Below are 13,549 nucleotides of genomic sequence, written 5' to 3' on the forward strand. Positions count from 1 at the left end.
CATGACCACCAGTACCATGCAGTTCAAAATTTACCGCTACGATCCCGACAAGGACGCCGCGCCCTACATGCAGGATATCTCGGTCGAAGTCGATTTTTCCATCGACCGCAAGTTGCTCGACATCCTGACCCGGCTGAAGGCGAAGGATGACACGCTGTCCTATCGTCGCTCGTGTCGAGAAGGCATTTGCGGATCGGATGCGATGAACATCAATGGCAAGAACGGCCTGGCCTGCCTGACCGAGATCAAGGATCTCAAGCAGCCGGTCGTCTTGCGACCGCTGCCGGGCCTGCCGGTGATTCGCGACCTGATCGTCGACATGACCCAATTCTTCAAACAGTATCACTCGATCAAGCCTTACCTGATCAATGAGGGTCCCCGTCCTGAACGCGAGCGACTCCAGTCGCCAGAAGAACGTGAAGAACTCAATGGTCTATACGAGTGCATCCTGTGTGCCTGCTGTTCGACCTCGTGCCCCTCTTTCTGGTGGAACCCGGACAAGTTTGTCGGTCCTGCCGGTCTGCTGAACGCCTACCGTTTCATCGCCGATACCCGTGACCAGGCGACCAACGAGCGCCTCGATGATCTTGAGGATCCCTATCGTCTGTTCCGCTGCCATAGCATCATGAACTGTGTCGATGTCTGCCCGAAAGGTCTGAATCCGACGCGGGCGATTGGCAAGATCAAGGAATTGATGGTTCGTCGTGCGGTCTGATGGGGGACAGAGAAAACCTCAACCGCCTGCGCTGGCGTTGCACGCGACGTGCAATGCTGGAAATGGACCTCTTGCTCGGGGAGTTTCTTGACCGGATCTTCCCGACGCTGGACCCCGAACAGGTGGACGCATTTGTCACTCTGGCTGACATGGAGGACCTGGAACTCTGGCCGCTGATCAATGGTAGCCGCGAGTGCACAGATGCGGTCCAGGCCGAAGTCGTGGCGTTGTTGCGCAACGTAAGAGTTAAGTAAGGAAGTCGCCATACAGTCTGGCGGTTTCCTGTTCGTAGCTGTGACCTCAACACCTGAACGGGGATAAATAAATGACGATCGAACGTAAAGCAACTTTGACCATCGAGGGGCAGGCGCCCGTCGAATTTCCAATCATGACGCCTACGCATGGCAATGATTGTATCGACATTCGTACCCTGCTGGGCAAGACCGGTCATTTCACCTACGATTCCGGCTACTTGTCGACAGCAAGTTGCCGGTCGAAGATCACGTTCATCGATGGCGACAAGGGCGAACTCCTCTATCGGGGTTATCCGATCGAGCAACTGGCCGAGCAATGCAACTTCCTCGAGGTGGCCTATCTGTTGTGGAACGGCGAACTGCCGACGGCTATTCAGAAAACCAACTTCGAGAAGAACATCAAGGTACACACGATGGTGCACGAGCAGCTGGTGAAGTTTTACCAGGGCTTCCGTCGTGATGCGCATCCGATGGCCGTCCTGGTGGGGGTCGTGGGCGCCTTGTCGGCGTTTTACCATGAAGCCGAGAATTTCTCCGATCTTGAACACCAGAACATCAGTTTCAACCGGATCGTCGCCAAACTCCCGACAATCATTGCCATGGCCTACAAGTATCACGTCGGCGAGCCGTTCATTTACCCGCGCAACGACCTCGATTACACCGCCAACTTCATGCACATGATGTTCGGCACGCCCTGCGAGGAGTACAAGCCGAATCCGGTGCTGGTGCACGCCCTGGACACCATTTTCACCTTGCATGCCGATCACGAGCAGAATGCATCGACTTCGACGGTTCGTCTGTCGGGATCTTCCGGTGCCAACCCGTATGCCTGCATCTCGGCGGGGATCGCCTGCCTCTGGGGCCCGGCACACGGCGGTGCCAACGAGGCCTGCCTGCAGATGCTCGAGGAAATCCACGATGTCTCGCGAGTTGGCCGCTACATTGCCCGCGCCAAGGACAAGAACGACGAATTCAAGCTGATGGGCTTTGGTCACCGTGTCTACAAGAATTTTGATCCGCGCGCCAAGCTGATGCGCAAGGTCTGCAGCGATGTGCTGCAGGAACTCGGTCTGGAGAACGATCGTTTGTTCAAGCTGGCGCTGGAACTTGAGAAGATCGCTCTCGAGGACGACTACTTCATCGAGAAGAAGCTCTATCCCAACGTCGATTTCTACTCGGGGATCGTGCAAAAGGCGCTCGGCATTCCGACCACCATGTTCACCTGCATCTTCGCACTGGCACGTACGGTCGGGTGGATGACACAATGGGAAGAGATGATCAACGATCCGGAGTACAAGATCGGGCGTCCACGCCAGCTCTATGTCGGCCCAACCAGGCGCGACGTCATTGCCGTCGACCAGCGCTAGGCTGATCGATTCAAAGGGGCGGCCGGCAGTAGCCGCCCTTTTTCATGCTGTGGTCTCCCCGCCACAGGTTTTCTCAATTCGAACCAGAACGGTGACGACAGGTAACTGCCATGATGAATCAGCTTTTTGGTAACTCCCTACTCTTTGGCGGCAACGCACCCTTTGTCGAGGAGTTGTACGAAAACTATCTCGACAATCCTGGCTCTGTCTCCGAGCAATGGCGCGAGTATTTCGACAAGCTGGCGCAATTGCCGGGTTACGTGGCCCGCGATGTTCCGCATTTGCCCGTGATCAATGCGTTTGCCGAACTGGCCAGAAAGGGGGGCTACCGCGCTGCGGCAGTCACGCCAGTAGATGACAGGAAACAGGTCAGCGTTCTCCAGATGATCACCTCGTATCGTTTCATTGGCGACCGCTGGGCCAACCTGGACCCACTGAAACGAACGCCGCGTCCGGACGTGCCACAACTCGATCCCGCCTATTATGGCCTTTCCGATGCCGACCTGAATACGGTGTTCAATGCCGGATCGTTCAAGGGAACGCCGGACCATGCCACCTTTGGCCAGATCTACGATGCCTTGAAAGCGACCTATTGCGGATCGATTGGCGTCGAGTATATGTATATCAGTACGGTGGCCGAGAAGCGCTGGATTCAGGATCGCCTCGAGCGCATCCATTCGAAGCCGAACTATACCGCCGAGCAGAGAAAACGGATGCTTGAACGTCTGACTGCAGCCGAGACGCTCGAGCGTTATCTGCATACCCGTTATGTCGGGCAGAAACGCTTCTCGCTCGAAGGAGGCGAATCGACGATCGTGGCCATGGATGAACTGATTCGTGTCGCCGGTGCCGGGGGGGTCGATGAGATCGTCGTCGGTATGGCCCACCGCGGTCGCCTCAACGTGCTGGTCAATACGCTGGGCAAGGCCCCGTCGATGTTGTTTGACGAATTCGAAGGCCGGAAGGCGCAGGATCTGAGCGCGGGTGATGTCAAGTACCACATGGGTTACTCGTCCGACGTGTCCACTCCGGGCGGCCCCTGCCATCTGACGCTGGCGTTCAACCCGTCGCATCTTGAAATCGTGAACCCGGTCGTCGTCGGTTCGGTGTACTCGCGTCAGCGTCGTCGCGGCGAGAGCGGCAATGACAAGGTGCTCGCGGTGCTCATCCATGGGGATGCGGCCGTTGCTGGCCAGGGCGTTAACCAGGAAATGCTCAACTTCGCGCAGACGCGCGGTTACGGTGTCGGCGGTACGGTTCATATCGTCGTCAATAACCAGATTGGCTTCACCACCTCCGACCCGCGCGATTATCGTTCGTCGCTGTACTGCACCGACATCTTCAAGATGGCCGAAGCGCCCATCTTTCATGTCAATGGGGATGACCCGGAGGCGGTGGCGCTGGTCACCAGCCTGGCCGTTGAATTCCGCAAGACCTTCAAGAAGGATGTCGTGGTCGACATCGTCTGCTACCGCAAGCTCGGTCACAACGAGCAGGATGAGCCCATGGTCACACAGCCGCTGATGTACAAGAAGATCCAGCAGCATCCCGGCACGCGCAAGCTCTACGCGGACAAGCTGGTTGCCGAAGGCGTGCTGCACGCCGAGGGCCCGGACGAGATCATCGCGGATTACCGTGCCCACCTCGATCGTGGCGAACTGTTGTATAACCCGGTCCTCGCCGGTTACAAGCACCCGATGACCATCGACTGGACACCGTTCGTCTCGCCGAAATACATCGAAAATTGTGATACCAAGGTGCCGGTCGGCGAACTGCAGCGCCTGTCCGGGCGATTGGCGACCATTCCGCCGAACTTCACGTTGCACAGCCGCGTTCAGAAGATCATCGAGGACCGTCGCCAGATGGGCGAAGGCAAGCTCCCGGTCGACTGGGGAATGGCCGAGAATCTGGCCTACGCCTCGCTGCTGGTTTCTGGCTACGGCGTTCGTATTTCCGGCGAAGACGTTGGCCGCAGCACTTTCTTTCACCGACACGCCGCGCTGCACGACCAGAATCGTGAGCACTGGGATCATGGAACCTATTACCCGCTGGCCAACTTGCAGGAACGGCAGGGTGGTTTCCAATGCTTCGACTCGGTGCTCTCGGAGGAGGCGGTGCTGGCCTTCGAGTATGGCTACTCGACGGCCAATCCGCACGAGTTGGTGGTCTGGGAGGCGCAATTCGGGGACTTCGCCAACGGTGCGCAAGTGGTCATCGACCAGTTCATCGCTGCCGGAGAAGCCAAGTGGGGGCGGGCCAGTGGCTTGGTTCTGCTGCTGCCCCATGGTTACGAAGGACAGGGTCCGGAGCATTCTTCGGCACGCATCGAGCGTTACATGCAGCTCTGTGCCGAGATGAACATGGAAGTTTGCCAGCCATCGACACCAGCGCAGGTCTTTCACATGCTGCGCCGGCAAGCACTGCGTAGCCAGCGCAAACCGTTGATCGTTTTCTCGCCGAAATCGCTGCTTCGCCACAAGGATGCGACCTCGACGCTGGAGGAGTTGAGCGAAGGAGAATTCCAGCGCGTGATCGGAGAAGTCGAACCGATCATTGCCAAGAAGGTTACCCGAGTGATCTTCTGCTCCGGCAAGATCTACTACGAACTGGCGGCTGCACGGCACGAGCGGAAGATCTCGCATGTTGCGATTGCCCGACTCGAGCAACTCTATCCCTTTCCGCAAGAGTCTTTCCAGGAAGAACTGGCCAAGTACCCGAAAGCCACGGAGGTTGTCTGGTGTCAGGATGAGCCGCGCAATCAGGGTGCCTGGTACTGGATTGCCTCGCGTCAGCACCTGTCGCGCTCGCTCAGCGACAAGCAGCATTTGTTGCTGGTTTCCCGTCCAGCCTCCGCGTCCCCGGCGGTTGGCTACCAAAGCAAGCACAACGCCCAACAAAAGGCTCTGATCGACTCCGCCTTCGGTGAGATCGAGTACTACAAATTGCCCTAGAACGGAGAGAACATGATCATCGACGTCAAAGTTCCACAGCTTTCCGAGTCAGTTGCCGAAGCGACCTTGGTCACCTGGCACAAGAAGGCCGGCGAAGCCGTCACGAGGGATGAAAACCTGATCGACATCGAGACCGACAAGGTCGTCCTTGAGCTGCCGGCACCGGATGGTGGTGTGCTGGTTGAAATTGTCAAGACTGACGGGGAGACTGTGGTTGCGGGAGAGGTGATTGCGCGCATCGATACGGCTGCTCAGGCTGGCGCAGTCGCGGTGGCAACGCCCGCGACCAGGGTGGTACCGGCCAAGACTGAGGCCGTGGCGACGGCTCCGGTGACAGCTACTGGTGTCGCTTTGCCGGCGGCACGCAAGATCCTGGAAGAGAAAGGGATTGCCACCAGCAGTGTCGCGGGTACGGGTCGTGGCGGCCGGGTAACCAAGGGGGATGCCCTGGCCGCCCAGGCGCCGGTGGTGAAAGCGGCAGCGGCTGCAGGCCCGGTCGCTGTGCCGATGGCCAGCCCGGTTTCGGGTCTGGCACCGGCACCGAGCGTGACGGTGCCGCTTGGCGATCGGCCTGAGCAGCGCGTACCGATGTCACGTCTGCGTGCCCGAGTTGCCGAGCGCCTGTTGCAGTCGCAGGCGACCAATGCGATCCTGACCACCTTCAATGAGGTGAACATGGGCCCGATCATGGCGCTACGCAAGCAATATGGTGATCGCTTCGAAAAGGTACACGGCGTTCGCCTGGGCTTCATGGGCTTCTTCGTCAAGGCCGCCGTCGCTGCGCTGCAAAAATTCCCGGTGATCAACGCCTCAGTCGATGGCAACGACATCGTATACCATGGCTACATGGATATCGGTATTGCCGTGGGCAGTCCGCGCGGTCTGGTGGTGCCGATCCTGCGCGACGCTGACCAGATGACTATTGCCGACATCGAGAAGAAAATCGGCGAGTTCGGCAGCAAGGCCAAGGACGGCAAGCTGTCGATGGAAGATCTGACTGGCGGAACCTTCTCGATTTCCAATGGCGGTGTCTTCGGTTCGATGTTGTCGACACCGATCATCAATCCGCCCCAGTCGGCCATCCTCGGCATTCATGCGACCAAGGACCGGCCAGTGGTCGAAAATGGCCAAGTAGTGATCCGTCCGATCAACTATCTGGCAATGTCATACGATCATCGCATTATCGACGGTCGCGAGGCGGTACTCGGTCTGGTGACCATGAAGGAAGCACTGGAGGATCCAACACGCCTGCTGCTCGGCGTTTAACCTCTCGCCACCGAGGCACGGATCATCACGGATCATGAATCGGGAGTGTCTTGAGAAGTCATGACCATTAGAAAGGGAATCAATCATGTCCAAACAATTTGACATTCTCGTTATCGGTGGTGGCCCGGGTGGCTACATTGCCGCCATTCGGGCCGCACAGCTTGGTTTCAATGTCGCCTGCTGTGAATCGAATGCCTATGCCGATCCCAAGGGAGAACCGCGTCTTGGCGGTACCTGCCTGAACGTTGGTTGCATTCCTTCGAAAGCGCTGCTGCATACCTCGCACCTCTTTGAGGAGAGCGGGCACAGCTTTGCTGATCAGGGGATCTGTGTCGGTACGCCGGCCATCGATGTGGCCAGGATGATCGGTCGCAAGGATGGTATCGTCAAACAGCTGACCAGCGGCATCAAGGGCCTCTTCAAGAAAAACAAGGTTACCCTGCTCAATGGGCACGGTGCATTTGTCGGGCGCAAGGACTCGGCTGAAAGCGGGCTCTGGCAGATCAGGGTAGGTGACACCCTGGTCGAGGCTAGGCAGATAATCGTGGCTACCGGTTCCAAGGCCCGTCATCTGCCCGGAGTACCGGTCGATAACGAGATTGTTTGCGATAACATCGGTGCGCTCGACCTCAATGCTGTTCCGAAGAGGCTCGCGGTCATCGGTGCTGGCGTCATCGGCCTTGAGATGGGCAGTGTCTGGCGTCGCCTGGGTGCCGAAGTGACCATCCTTGAAGCGCTACCGGAATTTCTTTCGGTCACCGATATTGACGTGGCCAAGGAAGCCGCCAAGATTTTTGCCAAACAGGGTCTGAAGATCATTACCGGAATCGAAATCGGTGATGTCAAGATTTCCCAGAAAGGGGTTTCGATCGACTATACCGGCAGGGACGGCAGCGAGCAGAAACTCGATGCCGATCGACTGATTGTCTCGATCGGACGCATCCCCAACACGGATGGCCTGGATGCCGACAAGGTGGGTCTAAAACTGACCGAGCGAGGCCAGATCGAAGTCGATGCCCAATGCCGTACCAATCTTCCCGGCGTGTGGGCAGTGGGTGATGTCGTCGCCGGCCCGATGCTGGCGCACAAGGCAATGGAGGAGGGTGTCATGGTCGCCGAGATCATGGCTGGTCAGTCCGGGCATTGTAATCACGAGACTGTCCCATGGGTGATTTACACCAGTCCGGAGATCGCCTGGGTGGGCAAGACCGAACAGCAATTGAAGGCTGAAGGTGTCGCCTACAAAGCCGGCAAGATTCCGTTTGCCGCGAACGGTCGTGCGCTTGGCATGGGCGACCCGAGCGGCTTCGTCAAGATGCTTGCCTGCGCCACGACCGACCGCATCCTCGGTGTCCATATCATCGGCGCGAATGCTTCCGAGCTGATCTCGGAGGGTGTCGTGGCGATGGAGTTCGGCGCTGCCGCCGAGGATCTGGCGCGCATTTGCCATGCGCATCCGACATTGTCGGAGGTGGTCCACGAAGCTGCACTGGCTTGCGACAAGCGGCCGCTGCACTTCTAGGAACTGAACGAGAGGATGGTCCAGCGTCCGGAGAACTGATCGTTAGTCTCCGCAGAAAGGATTGCTGCGTCTCTCGGCTCCGAAAGTGGACATCGGTCCGTGACCAGGAATGAAGACGACATCGTCACCGAGCGGCCAGAGCCGATTGCGGATCGAAGAAATCAGCGTATTGAAATCGCCTTTCGGAAAATCGGTACGGCCAATCGAGCCCTGGAACAGTACGTCGCCAACGATCGCCAAGCGGCCCGGTTGGTTGAAGAAAACCACGTGCCCAGGCGTATGGCCAGGACAATGCAGGACGTCCATTTCGACCTTGCCGAACGATACCTTGTCGCCCTGGACGAGCCAGCGGTCAGGCGTAAAGGCCCGCACGTTGGCAAAGCCGAACATCCTGCTCTGTACCGGCATGCCGTCAATCCAGAACTGGTCTTCGCGCTGCGGTCCTTCGATCGGCAGGGACAAACGATCCGCCAGATCAGCTACGGCGCCAGCGTGGTCGATATGACCGTGCGTGACGAGAATCTTCTCCAGCTCGACGCCGTTGGCCGAAACTGCGCGCAGGATGCGCGATACATCACCACCCGGATCGACGACGGCACCGCGCCTGGTTTGCTCGCACCAGAGCAGGCTGCAGTTCTGCTCGAAAGGGGTCACCGGGATGATCTGATATTTCATGTTCGACGGTCGTAGGGGAATGTCTGCCAAGACTGTGCAGTATACCAGACGACCACTCGCTGCACCGCTGCGTCCAGCCGCACGCAGCTTCTCGCAGGGCGTGCTGGTGGCTCTGATGTCACTGATGATTGCGTCCGATGCCCTGGCGCAGAGCGATGCAGCCGGTGGCGCAACGGCCCGCATCGAGGTGTCGCTCGACGGTGAAATCTACAGCGTGCGAGCCAGCGCGCAGTTGGTCGCCGATCAGCGCGTGGTTTGGGAAGCGCTGACCGACTATGAGCGCCTGCGCGAGTTCATTCCTGGAGTGACGCGCGCACGCGTTCTCGCGCGTGCAGGAAACCAGCTCATTATCGAGCAGGTCGGCGTGTTCTCGGTATTCTTTATCGACCTGCCGGTACGGGTCCGCCTGGCGGTTCAGCACCTTCCCTATACGATGGTGCTGGCGCGCATGGATGCGAATCCCCTGGACGCGGGTGAGCCGACGCTGCGCAGCTTCAGCGGCCGTTACACGCTGAGCGCAATCCGCTTGGCGCAACGTGCCGGGGTGCGGCTGGACTACGACGCGCAGTTCGAACTGACGCGGCCGCTCCCCCCGGTGATCGGCCCGCTGTTCGGCATTGCCGCCGTGCGAGCCACGATGCGCGCGCAGTTCGAGGCGATGCTGCGCGAGATCGAGAGGCGACAGGCGCTACTGGTCGCTGCGGAGCCTGCCGAATGACGAACGGTCTCGCCATCGCTCTGTGCTGCGGCCTGCTCGCCGGCTGTGCAAGTCCGGACCCCTATGGATACGCGCCGGTCGCGCAGCGTCTGCAGCAGGACGACGCCTTAGGGGATTGCGCGCGACTTTTCCAGGTAAGCGACCGACTGATCGACGAGGCAGGCACACGTGATGCACAAGCGCCGCGTGTACCAGGTTTTCCCTACCGGCGGGTCGATCGTGTTCTCGCCCAGATGGCAGCGCAGAGCGACTTGACCGCGCCGCAGGCACAGGCCTGGAGCGCTGCGCTGGCGGTGCTGGATGCCGCCGCGCGGCGCATCGAACTTGGCAATGCCAGTCACGACGCTACTGCCTTGGCCGACGCGCTGACCGCTTGCCGGCAACTGCTGGCATGGGCCGATCAGCACGAGCTGCCGGCGTTGCTCGAAGCAGTCCAGGTGCCCGACGACTACTCGACCGGGATGCGTGCGCTGGGTCTCTATCCGCTGACACGCTACGCTTTCGCTGCCGGCATCCGGAACTGGCAGCGCGACACGCTGGCGGAGTTTGCCGCACAGGCCGCGACTGACCCGTTTGCCGCCATGCGTCGGCGCTACACCGTCAGTGAATCCCTGACCGCCATGCCAGCGCTGCTTGAGTTGCCCGAACTTGGCCTGCCAGTGCTCTCCCGACAGACACTGAACAGCCTGATCCTTCGCCACGCCCCGCAACTCGACATTGCCACGGCGAGCGACGCCGATTACCCCGGCGCACTGGTCTGGCGGATCGATTCTGATGGCCGGCTGCGGATCGGTGTTGCCCTCGACCAGCCGGTGCTGTACGTGCGCACCAGCCACGCACGCTTCAGTGGGCGCTGGTCGCTACAACTGATATACACTGCATGGTTTCCGGCACGCCCACCGGTGCATGCCTACGACGTCCTGGCCGGGCGGCTCGATGGCCTGATGTGGCGCGTCACCCTGGCCGAGGACGGCACTCCCCTGGTCTATGACACGATTCATCCCTGTGGCTGCTATCATCTGTTCATACCGACCCAGCAGGTACGGGCGCGACCGCAAACCGAGAGCATCGATGAAAACCTGTTTTCCCCCCAAACGCTCCGCTCGCCGGCGACGCACGAGCGCGTCGTGCTGAAACTCGCAGCTGGCACGCACTATCTGCAGCGGGTTGAAATCGACGTTGCGAGACAGGATCGCAGCGTCGCACTCGTGCTGCGCGACGACGACGAGCTGCGTGCGCTACCCTTACCTGACGGCGGCAACCGCAGCGCTTTTACTCCGGATGGGCTGATTGCCGGCAGCGAGCGGCGCGAACGCTTCTACTTCTGGCCGATGGGGGTGATCAGCGCCGGGCAGATGCGGCAATGGGGGCGGCATGCGACGGCTTTCGTCGGGCGCCGCCATTTCGACGATCCGACCCTGATCGATCGCTACTTCGAACGTTTGCCGTGAAGCCTCAGCCAGCCACCTGCCAGACCCTGCCATGAGGCTCCGGGTTGCTACCTACAACATCCACAAGGGCGTCACCGGTATCCGCGGGCGGCCACGCATCCACGACGTACGCATGGCGCTCGACGCCATCGATGCCGACATCGTTTTCCTGCAGGAGGTGCAGGACCGCAATGAACGGCTGGTCCGTCAGCCTGGCTACCCATTATCGGGTACCCAGCTCGATTTTCTGGCCACTGGCGCTTACGCACACCGCGCCTACGGCATGAATGCGGTTTATCCGCATGGCCATCACGGGAATGCCATCCTCTCGCGCCATCGGATTGTCGACTTCACCAACCACGACATCTCCGACCATATCCTTGAAAAGCGCGGCCTGCTGCACGCCGTGGTGCGCTTCGGCCGGGGCAAGGGCCGTGAGGTGCACCTGATCTGCGTCCATTTCGGCCTGATCAAGCGCAGCCGCCTGCGGCAGGCCACTTTTCTGGCGGATTTCGTGCAGCGCGAAGTACCCGCCAAGGCGCCGCTGATCATTGCCGGCGACTTCAACGACTGGCAACAGCGAGTCGATAGTCTGCTGCGCGACCGGTTGGGTGTCGATGAAGTGGGCGAGGCAGCCGCGTCGGCAATCCCCGACCGCGGCGTTCTCGACTGGTTGCTGCCCTGGCGCACCGCCAGTGATACGCAGGCTGGCGTGGCACGCACCTTTCCGAGTTTTGCCCCTTGGCTGACACTGGATCGCATCTACGTGCGCGGCTTCCAGATACTCGAAATGCAGGTCCCCAAGGGACTGTCCTGGGCTCGCTGCTCGGATCACGCGCCGCTGATTGCGGAACTCGAACTCTGACGGCAGGCCATCACCGCCGTCAACGGTTCTTCGGCCTATTCACTATTCACGCCGTCAACCCCGCCGTCCGATGATTGTCGATCACCTGCAACAATTGGGCAAAGATCTTCGGCGTACCAGCGACCAGGTTGCCGGTTTGCAGGTAGCTTTCGTTGCCTGCGAGATCACTGATCAGGCCGCCGGCTTCGGAAATCAACAGCGCGCCACCGGCGATGTCCCAGGGCGACAGGCCGAATTCCCAGAAGCCGTCGAAACGTCCGCAGGCCACGTAGGCCAGATCGAGGGAAGCAGCGCCGGGGCGGCGGAGGCCGGCAGTTTTTCGCGCCAGTTCCTTGAAGATCGCCAGGTAAGCGTCGATGTGATCGTAGATGCGGTAAGGGAAGCCGGTGCCAATCAACGCATCTTCGAGTCTGAGGCACTTGCTGACACGGATGCGGCGTTCGTTGAGGAAGGCGCCAGCGCCCTTGCTGGCAGTGAACATCTCGTTCCTGACCGTGTCATATACCACCGACTGGGTGATCTGACCGCGATGAGCGAGCGCAATCGAGACCGCGTATTGTGGAAGACCGTGGATGAAATTGGTGGTGCCGTCAAGCGGGTCGATGATCCACTGATACTCGCTGGTGCCGGTGCTACCGGCGGTCTGACCGGACTCTTCTGCTAGAATGCCGTATTCTGGATACGCTTCGCGCAGCACTTCGATAATCGCCACTTCGGCGGCTTTATCCACTTCCGTGACGAAATCGCTCTGACGTTTGGTGGCGACCTGCAGGTGCTCGAGATCCAGTGAGGCACGATTGATGATCTGGCTGGCGCGGCGAGCCGCCTTGATGAGGATGTTGAGCGCTGGATGCATGGATGACTTTTGAAGAACCCGGCGGGCGGCGTGTGCGGCCCGATTGCTGTGGGAGAATCCCGATTCTAATATGAACCGGCCTGCCAGGTCTCAATCTTCGAACTCGCTGCTCGACCGGGTTCGCGTCGTCCTGTCGCATACCAGCCATCCCGGCAACATCGGTGCCGCCGCGCGCGCAATGAAGACGATGGGTCTGTCGCGCCTGCTGCTGGTCAATCCGAAGCACTTTCCCGATGACCAGGCGCTGGCCCGTGCCGCCGGGGCCGGGGGCCTTCTCGTGACGGCGGAGGTGTATACGAGCATTGATGCAGCGCTGGCCGATTGTGTATTTACCTGCGCAATCTCGGCGCGGCAGCGCAACCTCGGGCCACCGCCACTGCCGGCGCGCTCGGCCGCGGCAGAGATTCTCGCCAGGGCCGACGAGGGCGAGGTGGCACTATTGTTTGGCAACGAGACTGCCGGGCTGTCGAATGCCGAGGTACAGCGCTGTCAGCGTACGGTCTTCATCCCCGCGAACCCAGAGTACACCTCACTCAATCTGGCTGCAGCGGTGCAACTGCTGTGTTATGAGTTGCGCCTGGCGGCTTTCGACGGCTATCCACCGGTACTCAGCAAAGCGGTGCCATTTGCTTCGCCACCGGCGAGCCACCAGGATGTGCAGCGGTTTTTCGAGCATCTTGAACGGGTCATGGTGAGCAGCGGTTTTCTCGACCCGCTGCGACCACGGCGGCTGCTTCCCAAGCTGCGTCGCCTGTTCGGACGTGTCGAGCTCGAACGCGACGAGATCAACATTCTGCGCGGACTGCTTGACGCGGTCGAAAGGCCGGTCGCCAAAGATGGCAGGATGAGCAGCGGTACAAGCGACACCGTAGATGATAGTGGATCAGAATAGTTGGGTATTGTATAATGAACTACTTCCCACAAGGATTT

At 60.0% G+C, this 13,549-nt stretch carries 12 protein-coding genes; 10 read left to right on the plus strand and 2 right to left on the minus strand.

What is annotated here, in order from left to right; all coding sequences use genetic code 11:
• Nucleotide 1 precedes the first annotated feature (1 nt).
• The 6 genes from CAPSK01_RS09505 (at nt 2) to lpdA (ending at nt 8,075) form a co-directional block, all read left to right on the plus strand.
• On the plus strand, nt 2-715 hold the full coding sequence (locus CAPSK01_RS09505; protein WP_034925723.1) for a succinate dehydrogenase iron-sulfur subunit: 714 nt from the start codon (nt 2-4) through the stop codon (nt 713-715).
• Entirely contained in the window at nt 715-969 is a 255-nt protein-coding gene (locus tag CAPSK01_RS09510) for a succinate dehydrogenase assembly factor 2 (RefSeq protein ID WP_034925726.1), read from the plus strand. The genes CAPSK01_RS09505 and CAPSK01_RS09510 overlap by 1 nt, the downstream gene beginning before the upstream one ends.
• A gap of 71 nt (nt 970-1,040) precedes the next feature.
• Nucleotides 1,041-2,336 (plus strand): citrate synthase, encoded by a 1,296-nt coding sequence (gene gltA, locus CAPSK01_RS09515; RefSeq protein ID WP_034925728.1) that lies wholly within the window; start codon nt 1,041-1,043, stop codon nt 2,334-2,336.
• A 110-nt stretch (nt 2,337-2,446) separates the two neighbouring features.
• Complete coding sequence (locus CAPSK01_RS09520) at nt 2,447-5,287, plus strand: 2-oxoglutarate dehydrogenase E1 component (RefSeq protein WP_034925730.1); 2,841 nt, start codon at nt 2,447-2,449, stop codon at nt 5,285-5,287.
• Between the two features lie 12 nt (nt 5,288-5,299).
• Nucleotides 5,300-6,553 carry a 2-oxoglutarate dehydrogenase complex dihydrolipoyllysine-residue succinyltransferase gene (odhB, locus tag CAPSK01_RS09525; protein WP_034925733.1) on the plus strand — a complete coding sequence of 418 codons (1,254 nt, stop codon included), beginning with the start codon at nt 5,300-5,302 and terminating at the stop codon, nt 6,551-6,553.
• An 85-nt stretch (nt 6,554-6,638) separates the two neighbouring features.
• Nucleotides 6,639-8,075 carry a dihydrolipoyl dehydrogenase gene (gene lpdA / locus CAPSK01_RS09530; RefSeq protein ID WP_034925735.1) on the plus strand — a complete coding sequence of 479 codons (1,437 nt, stop codon included), beginning with the start codon at nt 6,639-6,641 and terminating at the stop codon, nt 8,073-8,075.
• A gap of 42 nt (nt 8,076-8,117) precedes the next feature.
• Here lpdA and CAPSK01_RS09535 read toward each other — a convergent pair whose 3' ends face one another.
• Nucleotides 8,118-8,750: an MBL fold metallo-hydrolase gene (locus CAPSK01_RS09535; protein ID WP_034925738.1), complete on the minus strand. Its 633-nt coding sequence runs from the start codon at nt 8,748-8,750 to the stop codon at nt 8,118-8,120.
• A 19-nt stretch (nt 8,751-8,769) separates the two neighbouring features.
• Between CAPSK01_RS09535 and CAPSK01_RS22520 the strand changes: the two genes are divergently transcribed.
• The 3 genes from CAPSK01_RS22520 to CAPSK01_RS09550 are packed head-to-tail and all read left to right on the plus strand — an operon-like array spanning nt 8,770 to nt 11,763.
• On the plus strand, nt 8,770-9,468 hold the full coding sequence (locus tag CAPSK01_RS22520) for an SRPBCC family protein (RefSeq protein ID WP_273703420.1): 699 nt from the start codon (nt 8,770-8,772) through the stop codon (nt 9,466-9,468).
• Entirely contained in the window at nt 9,465-10,919 is a 1,455-nt protein-coding gene (locus tag CAPSK01_RS09545) for a hypothetical protein (RefSeq protein ID WP_273703421.1), read from the plus strand. The genes CAPSK01_RS22520 and CAPSK01_RS09545 overlap by 4 nt, the downstream gene beginning before the upstream one ends.
• 31 nt (nt 10,920-10,950) lie before the next feature.
• Complete coding sequence (locus tag CAPSK01_RS09550; RefSeq protein WP_034925740.1) at nt 10,951-11,763, plus strand: endonuclease/exonuclease/phosphatase family protein; 813 nt, start codon at nt 10,951-10,953, stop codon at nt 11,761-11,763.
• Nucleotides 11,764-11,809: 46 nt separating this feature from the next.
• Here the strand turns inward: CAPSK01_RS09550 and CAPSK01_RS09555 are convergent, their stop codons facing one another.
• The gene (locus CAPSK01_RS09555) at nt 11,810-12,619 is read right to left on the minus strand and encodes an inositol monophosphatase family protein (protein WP_034925744.1); all 810 of its coding nucleotides are present in this window, start codon (nt 12,617-12,619) and stop codon (nt 11,810-11,812) included.
• 70 nt (nt 12,620-12,689) lie between these two features.
• Between CAPSK01_RS09555 and CAPSK01_RS09560 the strand changes: the two genes are divergently transcribed.
• Complete coding sequence (locus CAPSK01_RS09560; RefSeq protein ID WP_034925746.1) at nt 12,690-13,511, plus strand: RNA methyltransferase; 822 nt, start codon at nt 12,690-12,692, stop codon at nt 13,509-13,511.
• Nucleotides 13,512-13,549: the final 38 nt, after the last annotated feature.

It is taken from the genome of Candidatus Accumulibacter vicinus (genome assembly GCF_000584955.1).
In the GTDB taxonomy this organism is placed as follows: Bacteria; Pseudomonadota; Gammaproteobacteria; order Burkholderiales; family Rhodocyclaceae; genus Accumulibacter; species Accumulibacter vicinus.

What these genes read in the sequence shown, in the direction of transcription:
- CAPSK01_RS09505 (WP_034925723.1), top strand. Translation starts at nt 2, where the DNA reads ATGACCACCAGTACCATGCAGTTCAAAATTTACCGCTACGATCCCGAC.
- CAPSK01_RS09510 (WP_034925726.1), top strand. Translation starts at nt 715, where the DNA reads ATGGGGGACAGAGAAAACCTCAACCGCCTGCGCTGGCGTTGCACGCGA.
- gltA (WP_034925728.1), top strand. Translation starts at nt 1,041, where the DNA reads ATGACGATCGAACGTAAAGCAACTTTGACCATCGAGGGGCAGGCGCCC.
- CAPSK01_RS09520 (WP_034925730.1), top strand. Translation starts at nt 2,447, where the DNA reads ATGATGAATCAGCTTTTTGGTAACTCCCTACTCTTTGGCGGCAACGCA.
- odhB (WP_034925733.1), top strand. Translation starts at nt 5,300, where the DNA reads ATGATCATCGACGTCAAAGTTCCACAGCTTTCCGAGTCAGTTGCCGAA.
- lpdA (WP_034925735.1), top strand. Translation starts at nt 6,639, where the DNA reads ATGTCCAAACAATTTGACATTCTCGTTATCGGTGGTGGCCCGGGTGGC.
- CAPSK01_RS09535 (WP_034925738.1), bottom strand. Translation starts at nt 8,750, where the DNA reads ATGAAATATCAGATCATCCCGGTGACCCCTTTCGAGCAGAACTGCAGC.
- CAPSK01_RS22520 (WP_273703420.1), top strand. Translation starts at nt 8,770, where the DNA reads ATGTCTGCCAAGACTGTGCAGTATACCAGACGACCACTCGCTGCACCG.
- CAPSK01_RS09545 (WP_273703421.1), top strand. Translation starts at nt 9,465, where the DNA reads ATGACGAACGGTCTCGCCATCGCTCTGTGCTGCGGCCTGCTCGCCGGC.
- CAPSK01_RS09550 (WP_034925740.1), top strand. Translation starts at nt 10,951, where the DNA reads ATGAGGCTCCGGGTTGCTACCTACAACATCCACAAGGGCGTCACCGGT.
- CAPSK01_RS09555 (WP_034925744.1), bottom strand. Translation starts at nt 12,619, where the DNA reads ATGCATCCAGCGCTCAACATCCTCATCAAGGCGGCTCGCCGCGCCAGC.
- CAPSK01_RS09560 (WP_034925746.1), top strand. Translation starts at nt 12,690, where the DNA reads ATGAACCGGCCTGCCAGGTCTCAATCTTCGAACTCGCTGCTCGACCGG.